This is a genomic window from Streptomyces sp. NPDC002779 (genome assembly GCF_042888685.1).
Taxonomy (GTDB): domain Bacteria; phylum Actinomycetota; class Actinomycetes; order Streptomycetales; family Streptomycetaceae; genus Streptomyces.
Genome location: NZ_JBIAQC010000002.1, coordinates 611,330 through 629,330, shown reverse-complemented (window position 1 = coordinate 629,330; position 18,001 = coordinate 611,330). Strand labels below are relative to the sequence as shown.

16 protein-coding genes are annotated in these 18,001 nt (G+C 72.5%); 11 read left to right on the top strand and 5 right to left on the bottom strand.

From position 1 onward, the window contains the following. The first annotated feature begins 99 nt into the window (after window positions 1–99). A complete protein-coding gene (locus tag ACFYW5_RS08445; protein ID WP_389416168.1) occupies window positions 100–1,752 on the top strand; it encodes a M4 family metallopeptidase in 1,653 nt (550 codons plus the stop codon). Window positions 1,753–1,764: 12 nt separating this feature from the next. On the opposite strand, the gene ACFYW5_RS08440 is transcribed toward ACFYW5_RS08445, so the two are convergent. Continuing rightward, window positions 1,765–2,637, bottom strand: a complete 873-nt coding sequence (locus ACFYW5_RS08440) for an NmrA family NAD(P)-binding protein (RefSeq protein ID WP_389416167.1) — start codon at window positions 2,635–2,637, stop codon at window positions 1,765–1,767. A gap of 81 nt (window positions 2,638–2,718) precedes the next feature. Between ACFYW5_RS08440 and ACFYW5_RS08435 the strand changes: the two genes are divergently transcribed. Next, entirely contained in the window at window positions 2,719–3,168 is a 450-nt protein-coding gene (locus ACFYW5_RS08435; protein WP_389416166.1) for a winged helix-turn-helix transcriptional regulator, read from the top strand. A 512-nt stretch (window positions 3,169–3,680) separates the two neighbouring features. On the opposite strand, the gene ACFYW5_RS08430 is transcribed toward ACFYW5_RS08435, so the two are convergent. Next, window positions 3,681–4,265, bottom strand: coding sequence for an NADPH-dependent FMN reductase (locus ACFYW5_RS08430; RefSeq protein WP_389416165.1), 585 nt, complete (start codon window positions 4,263–4,265; stop codon window positions 3,681–3,683). Window positions 4,266–4,513: 248 nt separating this feature from the next. Here ACFYW5_RS08430 and ACFYW5_RS08425 point away from each other — a divergent pair, with 248 nt between their 5' ends. After that, window positions 4,514–5,035 (top strand): hypothetical protein, encoded by a 522-nt coding sequence (locus ACFYW5_RS08425; RefSeq protein WP_389416164.1) that lies wholly within the window; start codon window positions 4,514–4,516, stop codon window positions 5,033–5,035. 108 nt (window positions 5,036–5,143) lie between these two features. Continuing rightward, window positions 5,144–5,767, top strand: coding sequence for a class F sortase (locus ACFYW5_RS08420; protein ID WP_389416163.1), 624 nt, complete (start codon window positions 5,144–5,146; stop codon window positions 5,765–5,767). On the opposite strand, the gene ACFYW5_RS08415 is transcribed toward ACFYW5_RS08420, so the two are convergent. Beyond that, entirely contained in the window at window positions 5,705–6,094 is a 390-nt protein-coding gene (locus ACFYW5_RS08415) for a winged helix-turn-helix transcriptional regulator (RefSeq protein WP_389416162.1), read from the bottom strand. The two genes, ACFYW5_RS08420 and ACFYW5_RS08415, sit on opposite strands and share 63 nt — an antisense overlap. A gap of 95 nt (window positions 6,095–6,189) precedes the next feature. On the opposite strand from ACFYW5_RS08415, the gene ACFYW5_RS08410 reads away from it, so the two are divergent. The 5 genes from ACFYW5_RS08410 (at window position 6,190) to ACFYW5_RS08390 (ending at window position 12,333) form a co-directional block, all read left to right on the top strand. Next, entirely contained in the window at window positions 6,190–7,089 is a 900-nt protein-coding gene (locus tag ACFYW5_RS08410) for an NAD(P)-dependent oxidoreductase (RefSeq protein WP_389416161.1), read from the top strand. 347 nt (window positions 7,090–7,436) lie between these two features. Continuing rightward, on the top strand, window positions 7,437–8,651 hold the full coding sequence (locus tag ACFYW5_RS08405) for an NAD(P)/FAD-dependent oxidoreductase (protein WP_389416160.1): 1,215 nt from the start codon (window positions 7,437–7,439) through the stop codon (window positions 8,649–8,651). Beyond that, entirely contained in the window at window positions 8,651–11,245 is a 2,595-nt protein-coding gene (gene nirB / locus ACFYW5_RS08400; protein WP_389416159.1) for a nitrite reductase large subunit NirB, read from the top strand. Before ACFYW5_RS08405 ends, nirB begins: the two co-directional genes overlap by 1 nt. Then, window positions 11,242–11,640 (top strand): nitrite reductase small subunit NirD, encoded by a 399-nt coding sequence (gene nirD, locus ACFYW5_RS08395; protein WP_389416158.1) that lies wholly within the window; start codon window positions 11,242–11,244, stop codon window positions 11,638–11,640. The genes nirB and nirD overlap by 4 nt, the downstream gene beginning before the upstream one ends. Window positions 11,641–11,685: 45 nt before the next feature. Then, the gene (locus ACFYW5_RS08390; RefSeq protein ID WP_389416157.1) at window positions 11,686–12,333 is read left to right on the top strand and encodes a LysE family translocator; all 648 of its coding nucleotides are present in this window, start codon (window positions 11,686–11,688) and stop codon (window positions 12,331–12,333) included. A gap of 3 nt (window positions 12,334–12,336) precedes the next feature. Here the strand turns inward: ACFYW5_RS08390 and ACFYW5_RS08385 are convergent, their stop codons facing one another. Next, complete coding sequence (locus ACFYW5_RS08385) at window positions 12,337–13,263, bottom strand: oxidoreductase (RefSeq protein ID WP_389416156.1); 927 nt, start codon at window positions 13,261–13,263, stop codon at window positions 12,337–12,339. Between the two features lie 191 nt (window positions 13,264–13,454). Here ACFYW5_RS08385 and ACFYW5_RS08380 point away from each other — a divergent pair, with 191 nt between their 5' ends. Both ACFYW5_RS08380 and ACFYW5_RS08375 read left to right on the top strand, forming a co-directional pair. After that, on the top strand, window positions 13,455–14,615 hold the full coding sequence (locus ACFYW5_RS08380) for an alkaline phosphatase PhoX (protein WP_389416155.1): 1,161 nt from the start codon (window positions 13,455–13,457) through the stop codon (window positions 14,613–14,615). Window positions 14,616–14,749: 134 nt separating this feature from the next. Then, the gene (locus ACFYW5_RS08375; protein ID WP_389416154.1) at window positions 14,750–15,148 is read left to right on the top strand and encodes an LAETG motif-containing sortase-dependent surface protein; all 399 of its coding nucleotides are present in this window, start codon (window positions 14,750–14,752) and stop codon (window positions 15,146–15,148) included. A 115-nt stretch (window positions 15,149–15,263) separates the two neighbouring features. On the opposite strand, the gene ppdK is transcribed toward ACFYW5_RS08375, so the two are convergent. Continuing rightward, complete coding sequence (gene ppdK / locus ACFYW5_RS08370) at window positions 15,264–17,969, bottom strand: pyruvate, phosphate dikinase (RefSeq protein ID WP_389416153.1); 2,706 nt, start codon at window positions 17,967–17,969, stop codon at window positions 15,264–15,266. Window positions 17,970–18,001 lie beyond the last annotated feature (32 nt).

The following is an 18,001-nucleotide window of genomic DNA, read 5'->3' as shown; positions in this document are numbered from 1 at the left end:
TGACCCCTCACACATCTCCACGGAACGGCCCTGGTCACTGATCTGTCATGCCCCCTTAAATCGCAGGACAAGATCACCCGCTCCCTCCCGAGGAGATCCATGAGCCGGATACGGCCGCACGTCCGAGGTTCCCGTCTCGCCACCGCCGGTGTCGCCGTCACCGCCGCCGGGCTGCTCGCCGCGACGCTCACCCCGTCCGCTGGCGCCGCCGACCGGCCGACCCGGGCCGTGGCCGTCGAGAACGCGGCCGCCGCCCTCCTCGACCACGCCGCGGCCCTGGGGCTGACCTCGGCGCAGGACACGAAGGTGCGGGACGTCATCGTGGACGCGGACGGCACGCAGCACGTCCGATACGACCGGACGTATCGTCAGTTGCCGGTCCTGGGAGGTGACTTCGTCGTCCACCTCGCCAAGGACGGGACCTACCGCGGCGCCTCCCGCGCCGTCCGGGGAACTCCCGCCCCGCCCGCCGGTGTCACCCCCGCGCTCCCCGCCGCCCGCGCCGCCGACCTCGCCGTGAACGCCCTGCGCGCCGCCAACCTCGGCGAGGCGCTCCGGCAGCTCACCGCCGAGCCCCGGCTCGTGGTGGACGCCCTGCACGGCGCACCGAAGCTGGCCTGGCGGACGGACGTCCTGGCCAAGGACTCCCTGGGCAACCCGGTCGGGCGGACCGTGCTGACCGACGCGCGCACCGGCACCCAGATCGACGCCTGGGACACCCTGGAGACGGTGGGCGGCGACGGGAAGTCGCTGTACAGCGGGACCGTGCCGCTCGACACGACGCTCTCGGGATCGACGTACCAGCTCAAGGACGCCTCGCGCGGCGGCACGTACACCGGCGACGCGGGGGGCCGGTCGGACCTTTGCCTGCTGGGCACGATCTGCCTCAGCCGGGCGCCGTCGACGGTGTTCACCGACGCCGACAACCACTGGGGCACGGGCACGACCACCGACCGCGCTTCCGCCGCGGTGGACGCCCAGTACGGCACCGACATGACCTGGGACTACTTCAAGGGCGTGCACGGCCGCAACGGCATCGCGGGCGACGGCAAGGGCTCGTACAACCGGGTGCATTACGGCACCCGGTACAACAACGCCTTCTGGGACGACAGTTGCTTCTGCATGACGTACGGCGACGGTGACGGGACGAATCTCGGCCCGCTGGTGTCGCTGGACGTGGCCGGGCACGAGATGGCGCACGGGGTGACGTCGAAGACGGCCGCGCTGACCTACTCGGGCGAGTCCGGCGGGCTCAACGAGGCGACCTCCGACGTCTTCGGCACGCTGGTGGAGTTCCACGCGGCCAACTCCTCGGACCCCGGGGACTGGTTGATCGGCGAGAAGATCGTCCGGGACGGGTTCGGGCAGGAGGCGCTGCGTTACATGGACCAGCCCTCCAGGGACGGCAGTTCGGTGGACTGCTGGAGCCCGGCGACGGCCGGTCTCGACGTCCACTACTCCTCCGGCGTCGGCAACCACTTCGCGTATCTGCTGGCGGAGGGAAGCGGCGCGAAGACGATCAACGGCACCGTCCACAACTCCCCCACCTGCGACGGCTCTTCCGTCACCGGCATCGGCCGCGCCAAGCTGGGCGCGATCTGGTACCGGGCGCTGACGGTCTACATGACGTCGTCCACGAACTACGCGGGCGCGCGCACGGCGACGCTGAGCGCGGCGAAGGAGCTTTACGGGGCGGGGAGTTCGGAGTACGCGGCGGTCGGGGCGGCGTGGAGTGCGGTCGGCGTGGGCTGAGCGCGGGCGGGTTCAGCCCGCCGCGGCCTTCGCCACCAGCTCGTGCACCGGGCGGGGCGCCGCTTCCAGCAGCTCGGGCAGGTCGGAGGTGCGGGCCTCCAGAAAGCCCGCGCCCGTGTTGGAGAGCAGGGAGAGGGTGTGGGTGACCTGGTAGTCCTCCAAGCCCTGGTCCGCCAGCGCGGCGCGCGCCTCGGAGAGGGGGGCGGGACGGTAGGTGACGGTCCTGCCGTACCGCTTGGCGAGCAGGTCGGCGATGTCGGCGCCGCCGAGCGCGGTGCCGCCCTCCAGCTCGTACGTCCGTCCCGCGTGGCGGCTGGGGGCGCCGGCCGCGAGCGCGCGGTCGGCCTCGGCCGCCACCCGCACCGTGATGTCCGCGAGGTCCGCTCTGGCCACGACCGACATCCGTCCCGTGCCGAGGGCGGCCGAGAAGACCCCGCTTCGGGCGGCCGCTCCGGCGCCCGCCGCCGCGAGGCCGCCGAGCAGTTCGGCGTAGAGGCCGTTGCGCAGGACCGTGGTGGCGAAGGGACCCTGGGCCAGGCGGTTCTCGGTCCAGCGGTGCGGCAGGGCGAGGGTCGTGCGCTCGCCGGAGCCCGCCAGGCTGGTGTAGATCACCTGGCGTACGCCCGCCTCGGCCGCCGCGTCGGCCACCGCGCCGTGGCGGGCCAGCACGGCGTCGTCCTCGGCGTAGCCGGCCGAGATCATCACCAGGACGTCGGTCCCGGCGAAGCTTTTCGGCAGGCTCACCGGGTCGTCGAAGTCGATCCGGCGGGCAGTCGTACCGTCGCCGCCGCGGGTGCCGGCCACCACCTCGGGTCCGCCGAGCGCGGTCAGGCCCTGGAGCACCAGACGGCCGAGTGCTCCTGAAACGCCGGTCACGAGAATCATTCGAACAGTCCTTGCGTTGATCCCGGTAAGAACAGCACCGAGCATCCGCCGGGTTCGGCGGGTCCGTAAGGAGGCACTTTCGTGTCAGTCCCGAACACGGCCGTAAGTTCCCAGCTCAGCGCCCCTGTTCCGGTAGGGCCGTGTGGCGATGACGACTGCGGGATCCGCGATGTGCTGGACCGGCTCGGCGACCGGTGGACGGTCCTGGTGGTCGTGGAACTCGCCAAGGGCAGCCGCCGCTACGGCGCGCTGGAGCGCGCGATACCGGGCATCTCGCAGCGCATGCTGTCGCTGACCACGAAGCGGCTGTGCCGGGACGGGCTGGTCGAACGGATCGTCCATCCGACCCTCCCACCCCAGGTCGAGTACCGCCTGACCGCGATGGGCGCGGGCCTGTCGGGCATGATCTCCGGCCTCGCGGACTGGTCCCGCGACCACAAACCGGCGATAGCGGCGGCGCGTGCGGCGTGGGACGCCGAACACCCGGGAAGGCCGGCCCCTCCCGGCACCGGCCTTCCCGCAAACTCCTGACGGAGGGCGCCCGCGCCACGACATCTGCCTGTGCCGTCGTACCAGGGCGCCTGGGGGTACGGCGGTGGACCGGGTGGGTCCGGGCGGGGGCGGTGGGTCTGGGTGGGTCCGGCGGGACCGGGCAGGTGCGGCGGGACCGGCGGGATCAGCGAGACCGGGTGGGACCGGCGAGACCGGGCAGGACCGGCAGGACCGGGACCTCGTGCCGTCCGGGGCGAGTTCGGCCGCGACGATCCCGGCCGGCTGCCGCCCGATCTCCGCCCAGGCAGGCACCGGCGTCAGTACGCCGAAGGTGTTCGGTCCCGCGCAGGCGGAGCAGCGGGCCAGCCCCGGGGCGGCCACCGCCGCCTGCGCAGGTGCGAGGGCCGGTCTCGCGCGGCTCGGCGGTCTCCGGACGCGCCCCCCGGCCCGGCCCCGCGGCCTCCGGACCCGCCCCCACCCGGCCCCGCGGCTTCCGGACGCGCCCCCGGCCCGGCCCGGCGGTTTCCAGACCCGTCCCCGCCCGGCCAGGGCTACGCCGCGTACGGCCTGCGTTCCTTTGCCTCCCTCAGGGCCGTTCCCCACCACACCAGTTGGTCCAGCATCGTCTTGGCCGCCGCGTCCGGTCCGGCCGGGTCCTTCAGGCGGCCGGCGTCGTCGAAGGAGGCGCCGGCGTTGTGGAAGGAGACGGTGTCCCGGACCGTCACGGCGTGCAGTTCGGCGAAGACCTGCCGGAGGTGCTCCGCGGCGCGCAGACCGCCCGCGAGCCCGCCGTAGGAGACGAGGGCCACGGGCTTGGCGCGCCACTCGGCGTAGTGCCAGTCGATGAGGTTCTTCAGGCCCGCCGGGAAGGAGTGGTTGTACTCCGGGGTGAGGATGACGAAGGCGTCGGCGCGGGCCAGTTTCGGCGTGACGTCGGCGAGGGCGTCGGCCGCCTCCGGGGTACGGGCGAAGGACGTGGGCAGGGCGATCTCGGCGACGTCGACGACCTCGGGCGTCAGGTCCTCGCGGCGCTGGACGTGGTCGAGGATCCAGTCGGCGACGACGGGGCCGAAGCGGCCGTGGCGGTTGCTGCCGATCACGACGGCGACATTCAGGGGTTCCATGGCGGAAGTCATGCCGACAGCGTGATACCTCAACCATTGTTGAGGTCAAGCGCTGGGGCGCGTCACCCGTTCACACGCGCCGCGCACGCACTTCCCCGGCGCCTCTGCGGAAGGGCACTGACCTGCGTAAACACGGCCCCCTTCCCGGGTTCCTGACACCCATTCACCCCAATTCTGACGGCCCCTCAGGAAGCGCGTCCGGCTCGCTGCCCCTTACCTCGGAAGGGCAGTGATCCACCGCTGATCCCCAGGGAGCATTGATGCGCCGTACCGCCCGTCTGCTGATCGGGAGCGCGCTCGCTGTCGTGACCGCCGGTCCGGTCGCCGCACCGGCCTACGCCGCGGGTGCCGGGAGCCTGGAAGTGCGCCCCGCCTCGGCCGTGCCGGGCGAACAGGTCACCGTGCACACCTCCGCCTGCGGAGACGGCGGCACCGCGACGGGCGACGCCAGCGCGGTCGGCGCCGGGACCTTCACACTGGCGCCGGGCGGCGAGGAGCGGGACGCGAGCGGCCGGTTCCGGGTGCCGCCGAGCGCGCAGCCGGGGACGTACGAGATCACCGCGGCCTGTACCGGTGGCGGGCGCCAGGTCACGGGCGACCTGGTGGTGACGCTGACCTCGCAGCGGCAGTCGGTGCACCCGCGAGGCAGTGTGAAGACGGGGGTCGGCGGCGCACTCGGCCCCGACCCCGTGCAGACCGCGGCCGGTGTGGCGGCTCTCGCCGTCGCCGCCGCGGGCGGTACCTGGCTCCTGCATCGCCGGGCGAGAGGCGACGGGATCTGACGGACACCCTCCGCTGTCCGTCCCGCCGGTACCGCATGTCCCCTCCCCCTCCGGGTCCGACGCCCCTCGCGGCCCGGAGGGGGAACAGGGCTCGTCCAGGAGGCTCGGGTGCGCAAGTACAGCAACGCCGCGATAGCGGCCGTCACCGTGGTCGCCCTGTGCTCCGGGGCCTGGCTGCTGCGCAGCGGCGCCGAGCGGCACCCCCCACCGCAGCCGTCCGCCGCCCAGGCGCACGCCGACCCCGCCGGCCGGCAGCCGTCCGCCGCGCCCGCGCTGCCGCCGTCCCCGCCCGACCGGATCCGCATCCCGTCGATCCGGGTGAACGCCCCCCTGATGGGCCTCGGCCTCACCGCGGCCGGCAGCCTGGACGTCCCGCCCGCCGAGCGGACGAACCTGGCCGGCTGGTACGAGGCCGGGACGACCCCCGGCGAGCGCGGCACCGCGATCGTCGCGGGCCATGTCGACAACGCCGAGGGGCCCGCCGTCTTCTACCGCCTGGGCGCCCTGCGCAAGGGCAGCACGGTGGAGGTGGACCGGCGCGACGGAGGCACCGCCGTCTTCACGGTCGACTCCGTCGAGGTGTACGACGCCCGGGACTTCCCCGACGAGAAGGTCTACGGCGCGGCCCGCCGCCCGGAGCTGCGGGTGATCACCTGCGGCGGGGGCTACTCACGCGCCACGGGCTATCAGGGCAACGTCGTCGTCTTCGCGCACCTCACCGGCAGCCGCTGACCCGCCCAGGATGTTGCTCTTGCCCCAGTCGCCCAGCGGTTCCAGGGCGGTGTTGAGGCTCACGCCCTTCGGTGTCAGCGAGTACTCGACGCGCGGCGGCACCTCGTCGTACTCCTCGCGGTGCACGATGCCGTCCGCCTCCAGCTCCCGCAGCTGGGCGGCGAGCACCTTCTCCGTCACCCCCGGCAGCCCGCGGCGCAGCTCCCCGAAGCGGTGCGGACGCACCGACAGCTCCCACAGGATGAGCACCTTCCACTTGCCGCCGATCACGTCCATCGCCGCGTCGATGCCGCAGACGTACGACCCCGGCCGTCGCCCCGTCGCCATGTCGGTCCCCCTGCCTCGATGCTTTCCCGGAGGTAAGCGCCCACTCCAAAGTACGTACTTGAGCAGGACGTTCACTCTCTACGAGGCTAACCGCCATGACTGACAACGCCTCCTCCCCGACCCCGCGCACCCCCCTCACCCTGCTCGGCACCGGCGCCATGGGCACCGCCCTGGCCCGTGCCTGGCTCGCCGCCGGACATCCGGTGACCGTCTGGAACCGCACCCCCGCCCGAGCCGAGGCGCTGGCCGCCGAGGGGGCCACGGTCGCGAGCAGCGCCGCCCGGGCGGTGGCCGCCAACCGCCTGGTGATCGCCTGCCTCCTCGACGACGACTCCCTCGGCGAGGCCCTCGCCGACGCCGATCTCACCGGCCGGGACCTGGTGAACCTCACCACCGGCACCCCGGCCCAGGGCCGTGCCCGCGCCGCCTGGGCCGAGGAGCGCGGCGCGCGTTTCGTGGATGCCGGGATCATGGCCGTACCGCCGATGATCGGCGGCGCGGACAGCGGGGCGTACGTCTTCTACAGCGGCTCCCCGGAGCTCTTCGAGGAGCACCGCGAGACCCTGGCCGTCCCGGCCGGGACCAGTTGGGTCGGCACAGACCCGGGCTTCGCCGCGCTGCACGACGTGGCGCTGCTCAGCGCGATGACCGGGATGTTCGCCGGGATCTTCCACGCCTTCGCGCTGGTGCGCCGGGAGGACATCGCGCCGAAGGAGTTCGCGGCACTGCTCCAGGGCTGGCTCACCGCGATGGCGCACACCGTCCACTCCACGGCCGACCAGCTGGAGAGCGAGGACTACACGAAGAACGTCGTCTCCAACCTCGCCATGCAGGCGGCGGGCAACGCCACCCTGCTGCGCACCGCCGAGGAACAGGGGGTGAGCGCGGAACTGCTGACGCCGTACATGACCTTGATGGACCGGCTGCTCGCCCAGGACCGGGGCGAGGAGGACACCACGGGAATGATCGACCTGCTGCTGCACGACAAGCGCTAGGCCCCCGGCCGCAGGGCCGCAGGGCCGCAGGGCCGCAGGGCCGCAGGGCCGCAGGGCCGCAGGGCCGCAGGGCCGCAGGGCCGCAGGGCCGCAGGGCCGCAGGGCCGACAGGCCGCCCAGCCACCAGGCCCCCGACCGCCAGACCGCCGGGCCGCCAGGCCGACAGGCCGACAGACCGACAGACCGCCTGGCCGAGGACCCCCCGGAACCCTCCCCGTCCTCACAGCCCGCCCCGGCCGTCCCCGGGAAACCCTCACACCACCCCCCGGGCCCCGCTGAGGGCAGCGTTCCTCGCGGGAAACAGACGTGATGCGGTCGGGAAACACCCGCACCGCACGCTCGATGGCATGACCTCGAATACGCGTGTGGTGGTGATCGGCGCCGGCCTCGCGGGCGTACGGCTCGCCCGGCGGCTCGGTGAGCTCGGCACGCCCGCGCTGCTGATCGGCGAGGAGGAGCACCGGCCCTACAACCGGGTCCTCCTCGCCGAGGTGCTGGCCGGGCGGTACGCCCCCGAGGTGATCGCGCTGCCCACCCCGGCCGGGCTCCTGCGCACCCGGGTCACCCGCATCGACCGCGAGGAGCGCACCGTCGAGTGCGCGGACGGCGCGAAGATCGCATACGACACGCTGGTCCTGGCCACCGGCTCCAACCCGGTGCTGCCGCCGCTGCGCGGACTGTTCACCGCCGATCATGTGCTGCCCGAGGGCGTGCACGCGTTCCGCACCATGGACGACTGCCTGGGCCTGTCCAAGGCGGTACGGCCCGGAGTGCGCGCCGTCGTCATCGGCGGCGGGCTGCTCGGCGTCTCCGCGGCCCGCGCGCTCGCCGTGCGCGGCGCCCAGGTCGTCCTCGCCCAGCAGTCCGAGCGGCTCATGGAGCGCCAGCTCGACCCGGGCGCCTCCAAGCTGGTGCTGCGGCATCTGAGGGACCTCGGCGTCGAGGTGCACACCGAGTGCCGGGTGCGCGACGTGCGCTGCGTCGGCGGCGCGGTCCGCTCGGTGGAGATGGCCGACGGATACGCCCTCGACGCCGACCTGGTGGTGCTGGCCTGCGGGGTCCACCCGCGCGCCGGGCTCGCCAAGGACGCCGGGCTCGCCGTCCACAAGGGCATCCTCGTCGACGACGAACTGCGCACCTCCGACCCGCACATCCGGGCCGTCGGCGACTGCGCCCAGCACGACGGCACGCTCTACGGCCTCGCCACCCCGGCGCTGGAACAGGCCGACGCGCTCGCCGGACTGCTCGCCGGGGACGCCACCGCCCGCTACACCGGCACCCGGTCGCTGACCCGGCTGACGCTGCACGGCAACTCCGCCTTCGACCTCGCCGCGTTCGGCGAGACCGAGGCGCTCCCGGGCGACGACGTCGTCCAGCTCACCGACGCCACCCGAGGCACCTACCGCAAGGTCGTCGTCCGCGACGACCGCGTGGTGGGCGGCGTGCTCGTCGGTGAACTCGGCACCGTCGGCGCGCTCGCCCGCGCCTGGGAGGGAGCGGAGCCGCTCCCCACGGACGGCGCCCCCCTGCTCCACCTGCTCACCAACGACGGAGGCTCCTGATGACCGCCACCCCGGGGCCCACCCCCACGATCGTGCTCGTCGGCCACGGCATGGTCGGCCAGCGCTTCCTCGAAGCCCTCGCCGAGCGCGGCCTGACCGCCACCCACCGCGTGGTCGTGCTGTGCGAGGAGCCGCGTCCCGCCTACGACCGCGTCGCGCTCACCTCGTACTTCTCGGGCAAGACACCCGAGGACCTCTCCATGACGGACATGGAGTTCATCGAGAAGCACGCGATCGAGCTGTACGTCGGTGACCCGGCCGAGACGATCGACCGCGCCGCGAAGAAGGTCACCGCCCGGTCGGGCCAGGTCTTCGCGTACGACACGCTCGTCCTCGCCACCGGCTCCTTCCCGTTCGTGCCGCCCGTCCCGAACAAGGACGCCGAGGGCTGCTTCGTCTACCGCACGATCGAGGACCTGCTCGCGATCGAGGAGTACGCCAAGAAGGCGACCACCGGCGCCGTGGTCGGCGGCGGTCTGCTCGGCCTGGAGGCGGCCGGCGCGCTCAAGGGCCTCGGACTGACCTCCCACATCGTGGAGTTCGCACCGCGGCTGATGCCGGTGCAGGTCGACGAGGGCGGCGGCGCGGCGCTGCTGCGCACGATCGAGGACATGGGCCTGAGCGTGCACACAGGGGTGGGCACGCAGGAGATCGTCGTCGACGAGGAGGGCGCCGTCACCGGCATGAAGCTCTCCGACGGCTCCGAACTCGCCACCGACCTGGTGGTGTTCAGCGCCGGTGTCCGCCCCCGCGACCAACTGGCCCGCGACTGCGGCCTCACCGTCGGCGAGCGCGGCGGCATCGCGGTCGACGAGCAGTGCCGCACGGTGAACGACCCGCACGTGTTCGCGATCGGCGAGTGCGCGCTGGCCGCCGACGGCCGGGTGTACGGCCTGGTCGCGCCCGGTTACGAGCAGGCCGAGACGGCCGCCGCCACGATCGCCGCCGACGAGGCCGCGTTCACGGGAGCAGACCTGTCCACCAAGCTGAAGCTGCTCGGCGTGGACGTCGCCTCCTTCGGCGACGCGCACGGCACCACCGAGGACTGCCTGGACGTCGTCTACTCCGACTCCCGCGCGGGCCTGTACAAGAAGCTGGTCATCGGCCGCGACGGCACCCTGCTCGGCGGCATCCTGGTCGGCGACGCGGAGGCGTACGGCACCCTGCGCGCCTTCACCGGCTCGGTCCCGCCGGTCTCCCCCGAGTCGCTGGTGCTGCCGGCCGGCGCGGGCGCCCCGGTCCAGCTCGGCCCGTCCGCCCTGCCCGACGACGCGATCGTCTGCTCCTGCCACAACGTCTCCAAGGGCACGATCCGCGGCGCGGTCACCGACCATCAGTGCACGACCGTGCCCGAGGTGAAGAAGTGCACCAAGGCCGGCACCGGCTGCGGCAGTTGCGTCAAGGTGCTCGGACAGCTGGTCACCGCCGAGCTGGAGGCGTCCGGCGTCGAGGTCGACAAGGGCCTGTGCGGCTGCTTCGGCCAGACCCGCGAGGAGCTCTACGAGATCGTCCTCGCCCTGCGCATCAACAAGTACCAGGACCTGCTGGACCGCTACGGCCGGGACGGCGCCCGGGGCGGCGACGGCTGCGAGATCTGCAAGCCCACGGTGGCCTCGATCATCGCCTCCCTCGCCCCGGCCATCGGCGCCGAGGGCTATGTCCTCGACGGCGAGCAGGCGGCGCTGCAGGACACCAACGACCACTTCCTCGCCAACCTCCAGAAGAACGGCTCGTACTCGGTCGTGCCCCGCATCCCCGGCGGTGAGATCACCCCGGAGAAGCTGATCGTGATCGGCGAGATCGCCCGCGACTTCGGGCTCTACACGAAGATCACCGGCGGCCAGCGCATCGACATGTTCGGCGCCCGCGTCGAGCAGCTCCCGCTGATCTGGACCCGGCTGGTGGACGCCGGCTTCGAGTCCGGCCACGCCTACGGCAAGTCGCTGCGCACGGTGAAGTCCTGCGTGGGCCAGACCTGGTGCCGCTACGGCGTGCAGGACTCCGTCCGGATGGCGATCGACCTGGAGCTGCGCTACCGAGGGCTCAGGTCACCCCACAAGCTCAAGTCGGCGGTCTCGGGCTGCCAGCGCGAGTGCGCCGAGGCCCAGTCCAAGGACTTCGGCGTGATCGCCACCGCCAACGGCTGGAACCTCTACGTCGGCGGCAACGGCGGCGCCACCCCGCGCCACGCGGACCTGCTCGCCCAGGACCTCTCCGACGCCGAACTGATCCGCCTGATCGACCGGTTCCTGATGTTCTACATCCGCACCGCCGACCGGCTGGAGCGCACCTCGACCTGGCTGGAGCGGATCCCGGGCGGCCTGGACCACGTGCGGGACGTGGTCGTCGAGGACTCCCTCGGGATCTGCGAGGAGCTGGAGTCCCTGATGGCGGCCCATGTCGACCACTACCGCGACGAGTGGGCCGAGACCATCAACGACCCCGAGAAGCTGGCCCGGTTCGTGTCCTTCGTGAACGCGCCGGACACCCCCGACCCGGTCGTCGGCTTCGTCCCCGAGCGCGACCAGATCAAGCCCGACCTGCCGCTGCTGTCCATCGGCCGCCGCCCCCTGGAAGGAAGCGCCCAGCGATGACCCTGGCCCCCGAGACGACCGACCTCAAGGTCCAGCTCCAGCTGGACTCCGGTGAGGACACCTGGTTCACGGTCTGCGACCTGAGCCGGCTGCTCCCGGGCCGCGGAGTGGCGGCCCTGCTGCCGGACGGCAGCCAGGCGGCCCTCTTCCGCGACCGTGCCGGCACGCTGTACGCCATCGACAACCGCGACCCGTTCAGCGGGGCCGGGGTCCTCTCCCGGGGACTGACCGGCACCCACCAGGGGCGGCCCTTCGTGGCCTCCCCCCTGCTGAAGCAGCGGTTCGACCTCGCCTCCGGGCAGTGCCTGGACGACGAGTCGGTACGGGTGCGGACGCACCCGGTCCGCACGGCCGTCGGTACCGGCCCGGTGCTGGACGGCGGGGCCACCGCCTGAGAAAACGGCTGGCCGAGCGGGGGCGGGCGCTGCTTCCATGGCGGCATGGTGCCCACCGACCGTCTCCTCGCCTTCGCGGCCATGTCGTTCCTGCTGATCGTGGTCCCCGGACCCAGCGTGCTCTTCGTCGTCGGCCGGGCCCTCGCCCAGGGCCGGCGGGCCGCCCTGACGACCGTGGCGGGCAACACCGCCGGTGCCTATGTGCTGGTGCTGGCGGTGGCGTTCGGGGTCGGCTCGGTCGTGGAGCGCTCGGTGCTGGTGTTCACGGCCCTCAAGCTCGCCGGTGCCGCCTACCTCGTGTACCTGGGTGTCCGGGCCTGGCGGGAGCGCGGGGCGCTGCGGGCCGCGTTCGCCGAGGACCCGGCGGGGGCCGCCGGGCCGGGCAGTGCGCGCACCTTCTGGGAGGGGTTCGCGGTGGGCGTGACCAACCCCAAGACGATCGTGTTCTTCGCGGCCGTGCTGCCCCAGTTCGTGGACCGGGGCGCGGGCCAGGTGACGGCTCAGATGCTGCTGCTCGGCCTGGTCTTCAACGTCATCGCGCTCGCCTCCGACAGCGTCTGGGGACTGGTCGCGGCGACCGCCCGGGGCTGGTTCGCCCGCTCACCCAGGCGGCTGTCGGCGGTGGGCGGAGTCGGCGGGATGACCATGATCGGCCTCGGTGTCACGGTCGCCGTGACGGGCCGCAAGGACTGACCCTCACGCGGTCAGGGCGTCGTAGGCCACCCCGGTCAGCCGCTCGGAGGCGGCCCACAGGTGCTGCCCCAGCGCGTCGTCGACGGTCCAGGGCGCCCGCCAGGACGGTGCCGGCGCGCCGCGCCAGCCCGCGAGGGACGGCCCGGTGAAGGAGTCGGGCGCCACGCCGGGTGCGGTGGCCGCGTACAGCGTGGGCAGGGCGCCGGCGTCGGCGGACTGGGCGACGACCCGGTTGCCGAGCCCCATGACGCGCTCGGCGATCCGGCGGCCCGCCATCCGCGGCCCCGCCGCCTGGAGGTTGGTCGCCGCGTACCCCGGGTGGGCCGCGGCCGCCACCACGTCCGACCCGTGCGCGGCGAGCCTGCGCGCCAGCTCGTGCGTGAACAGCAGGTTGGCGGTCTTGGACCGGCTGTAGGCGATCCAGCGCCGGTAGCGGCGCTCGCTGTTGAGGTCGGTGAGGTCGACGGTGGACACGGCGTGCATGAGGCTGGAGACGGTCACCACCCGGGCCCCCGGGGTCCGCAGCAGCACCGGCAGCAGCAGCCCGGTGAGCGCGAAGTGCCCCAGATGGTTGACCCCGAACTGCCGCTCGAACCCGTCCGTGGTCGTCCCGTAGGGCAGCGCCATCACCCCGGCGTTGTTGACGAGGAGGTCGAGCCGGTCGTACGGCAGGCGGGACGCGAACTCCCGTACCGAGGCGAGGTCCCCGAGGTCGAGCCGCGCGTACTCCACCTCCGCGCCCGGTACCTCGGTCACCAGCCGGTCCCCGGCCTCGGCGCCGCGCCGTTCGCTGCGGCAGGCGAGCACCACCCGGGCGCCCCGGCGGGCCAGCTCGCGTGCGGTGACGTACCCGATACCGCTGTTGGCGCCGGTGACCACGGCGACGCGTCCGCTCTGGTCGGGGACGTCCCCGGTGTTCCAGCCGGCCATGACCGGGCTCCCTCCGCCGCGGGCTCCCGCTCAGCCTACGAGAGGACGCGCTCCGCGGAACGTCACAACCTGTCCATGGACTGTCAACCCGGTGCCCCTGGGCACGGTAACCCCGCCGCCCTAGCGTCCCTCTCCGCACGGCCCCCGCCGCCGACCGGTGGCGGGGCGGTCACTCCTCCCTTGGAGCGAGAGTGGAACGTCGTACTGTCCTGCGTGCGGCCGTCCTCGGCGGGTCCTCCGCCGTCTTCGGCGGAACCCTGTGGCGCGGCGCCGCGTACGCCGCGCCCGCCCAGCCCGGCACCGGCCCGTACGGGGCGCTCGGCGCGCCGGACGCCCGCGGCATCCGGCTGCCCAGCGGCTTCACCAGCCGGGTGATAGCCCGGTCCGGTCAGACGGTCCCCGGGACGTCGTACACCTGGCACAACGCCCCCGACGGCGGGGCCTGCTACGCGGACGGCACGGGCTGGATCTATGTCTCCAACTCGGAGATCAACCCGGGCGGCGGGGTGAGCGCGGTGAAGTTCTCCGCCACCGGCGCGATCACGGGGGCGTACCGCATCCTGTCGAACACCCGCACCAACTGCGCGGGCGGCAAGACGCCGTGGAACACCTGGCTGTCCTGCGAGGAGGTCTCCCTGGGCTACGTCTACGAGACGGACCCGTGGGGCGTGAACGCGGCCGTGCGGCGGGACGCGATGGGCCGCTTCAAGCACGAGGCGGCGGCCGCCGACCCGGTCCGCAAGGTCGTCTACCTCACCGAGGACGAGACGAACGGCCGCTTCTACCGCTTCGTGCCGAACACCTGGGGCAACCTCTCCTCCGGCACCCTCCAGGTGATGGTCGCGGGCTCCGGCACCTCGGGCTCCTTCAGCTGGGCGAACGTCCCCGACCCGGACGGCTCCCCCACCACCACCCGCACCCAGGTCTCCGGCTCGAAGTCCTTCAACGGCGGCGAGGGCTGCCACTACGCCGACGACAAGGTGTGGTTCACCACGAAGGGCGACAACCGGGTCTGGCAGCTCAACCTCCTCAACAACACCTACGAGCTGGCCTACGACGACTCCCTGGTGACGTCGGGCACGGCCCCCCTCACCGGCGTGGACAACATCACCGGCTCCTCCTCCGGTGACCTGTTCGTCGCCGAGGACGGCGGCACCATGGAGATCTGCGTCATCACCCCGGACGACGTCATCGCCCCCTTCCTGCGCATCGACGGCCAGTCCGGCTCGGAGATCACCGGCCCGGCCTTCTCCCCCGACGGCCGCCGCCTGTACTTCTCCAGCCAGCGCGGCACGACGGGCAGCTCCTCGGGCGGCATCACCTACGAGGTGACGGGTCCGTTCCGGGCCTAGCCTCCACGGCCGGGCGGTGGCGCAGAGCTACCGCCCGGTCACGTCACGCTTGCATCACAGGTCCGTCGAACCGCCGCGCCACCATGCGCCCCTCAATACGGTCAACACCTCAATTCCGGACCAAGGGGGGTTCCATGAACCTGTTCCGCATGCCCGCCGCCTTAGCCGTGGCCGCGTTCGCGCTGGCTGTGACGCCCGGCGCCGCCCAGGCCCACGAGGGCACTCACCCGTTCGAGAACTGCTCCGAGGCGTACGCCAACGGGTACGCGAACATCGCCGAGGGCGACGAGCACTACGGCAGCCATCTGGACCGCGACGCGGACGGCATCGGCTGCGACCAGCCGCCCGCCGACTTCGAACCGGCCGACGAGGCGGCCGACGACGCGGGCAAGGACACCGCCGACGACACCGACCTCGCCGCGACCGGCGGCGACGGCGCCACCCCCTACCTCGCGGGCGGCGGCGCGGTCGTCATCCTCGCCGGCGGGGGCGTACTGATGGCCGTCCGCCGGCGCCGGGCCGGAACGGAGTAGAACGCGCCAAGGAGCGGCACCCCCGCACGGGTGCCGCCCCCTTCTCGCGTTCCGGAGCCGCCGTGGATCGGTACTGAGGGTCGGGGACCCACGACGGCTCCGGAGCCTGGGAAGGTCAGCGGTGGTCGCTGCCCTCCGACTGGGTGGCCGCACGGCCCGCTTCCAGGCGGGCGACCGGGATGCGGAACGGCGAGCAGGAGACGTAGTCCAGACCCACCTCGTGGAAGAAGTGCACCGACTCCGGGTCACCGCCGTGCTCGCCGCAGACGCCGAGCTTGAGGTCGGGGCGCGTTTCGCGGCCGGCCTTCGCGGCGGCGGCGACCAGCGAGCCCACGCCGTCCTTGTCGATCGTCTCGAAGGGGCTGACGCCGAAGATGCCCTTCTCCAGGTAGGCCGTGAAGAACGATGCCTCCACGTCGTCCCGGCTGAAGCCCCACACCGTCTGGGTGAGGTCGTTCGTGCCGAAGGAGAAGAACTCCGCCGCCTCCGCGATCTGACCGGCGGTCAGCGCGGCGCGCGGCAGCTCGATCATCGTGCCGATCGCCAGCTTCAGCTGGGTGCCGGTGGCCGCCTCGACCTCCGCGATCACCGCGTCGGCCTCCTCGCGGACGATCTCCAGCTCCTGGACCGTGCCGACGAGCGGGATCATGATCTCCGCACGCGGGTCGCCCTTGGCGTTCTTGCGCTCGGCCGCGGCCTCCGCGATGGCCCGCACCTGCATGGTGAACAGGCCGGGGATGACCAGGCCGAGGCGTACGCCGCGCAGACCCAGCATCGGGTTCTGCTCGTGCAGCCGGTGCACGGCCTGGAGCAGCCGCAGCTCGTTCTCGTGCGGGTCCTTGCGGGCCTCCGCCAGCGCCACCCGCACCGACAGCTCGGTGATGTCCGGCAGGAACTCGTGCAGCGGCGGGTCGAGGAGGCGGACCGTCACCGGCAGACCGTCCATCGCCGAGAACAGCTCCACGAAGTCCTGCTTCTGCAGCGGCAGCAGCGCCTTCAGGGACTCCTCGCGCTCGGCCTCCGTGTCGGCCAGGATGAGGCGCTCGACCAGCTCACGCCGGTCACCGAGGAACATGTGCTCGGTACGGCACAGGCCGATGCCCTGGGCGCCGAAGCGGCGGGCCCGCAGCGCGTCCTCGGCGTTGTCGGCGTTGGCGCGCACCCGCAGCCGGCGCTTGCGGTCGGCGAACGCCATGATCCGGTGCACGGCCTCCACCAGCTCGTCGGCGTCGTTGGCGCCCGCGTGCATCCGGCCCTCGAAGTACTCCACGACGGGAGAGGGGACGACCGGCACCTCACCGAGGTACACCTTGCCGCTGGAGCCGTCGATGGAGATGAGGTCGCCCTCCTCCACCACATGCCCGCCCGGCACGGTCATCCGGCGCCGCTTGGTGTCGACCTCCAGCTCCTCGGCGCCGCAGACACAGGTCTTGCCCATGCCCCGGGCGACCACGGCCGCGTGGGAGGTCTTGCCGCCGCGGGAGGTCAGGATGCCCTCGGCCGCGATCATGCCGTCCAGGTCGTCGGGGTTGGTCTCCCGGCGGACCAGGATGACCTTCTCGCCCGAACGCGACCACTTCACGGCCGTGTACGAGTCGAAGACCGCCTTGCCGACCGCCGCGCCCGGCGAGGCCGCGATGCCCCGGCCGACCTGCTGGGTCTTGGCCTCCTCGTCGAACTTCGGGAACATCAGCTGCGCGAGCTGGGCGCCGTTGACGCGCTGGAGCGCCTCGGTCTCGTCGATCAGGCCCTGGTCCACCAGCTGGGTGGCGATCCGGAAGGCCGCGCCCGCCGTGCGCTTGCCGACGCGCGTCTGCAGCATCCAGAGCTGGCCGCGCTCGATGGTGAACTCGATGTCGCAGAGATCCTTGTAGTGGTTCTCCAGGGTCTCCATGATCTGCATCAGCTGGTCGTACGACTTCTTGTCGATCGTCTCCAGCTCCGCCAGCGGCACGGTGTTGCGGATGCCCGCCACCACGTCCTCGCCCTGCGCGTTCTGCAGGTAGTCGCCGTACACGCCCTGGTGGCCGGAGGCCGGGTCACGGGTGAAGGCGACGCCGGTGCCCGAGTCCGGGCCCAGGTTGCCGAAGACCATCGAGCAGACGTTGACGGCCGTGCCCAGGTCGTGCGGGATGCGCTCCTGACGGCGGTACAGCTTGGCGCGGTCGCCGTTCCAGGAGTCGAAGACCGCCTTGATGGCGAGGTCCATCTGCTCGCGCGGGTCCTGCGGGAAGTCCCGGCCCGCCTCGGTCTTGACGATCTTCTTGAACTTGGCGACGAGCTTCTTGAGGTCGGCCGCCTCCAGCTCGGTGTCGACGGTGACCTTCTTGGCCGCCTTCGCCGCCTCCAGCGCCTCCTCGAACAGCTCGCCGTCGACGCCGAGGACGGTCTTGCCGAACATCTGGATGAGGCGCCGGTAGGAGTCCCAGGCGAACCGGTCGTCGCCGGCCTGCTTGGCCAGGCCCTGCACCGACTTGTCGGACAGGCCGATGTTCAGCACCGTGTCCATCATGCCGGGCATGGAGAACTTGGCACCGGAACGTACCGATACGAGGAGGGGGTCGTCGGCCTGGCCGAGCTTCTTGCCCATCTTCGTCTCGAGGGCGTCGAGGTGCGCACTCACCTCGTCACGCAGTGCCGCCGGCTCCTCGCCACTGTCGAGGTAGACCTTGCAGGCCTCGGTGGTGATCGTGAAGCCCGGGGGGACGGGGAGGCCCAGGTTGGTCATCTCGGCGAGGTTCGCACCCTTACCGCCCAGAAGGTCCTTGAGCTCCTTGTTGCCCTCGGTGAAGTCGTAAACGAACTTTTTGTTTTCCGACACGGGTCCCAACTCCTCGAGGACTCGGTGGCTGC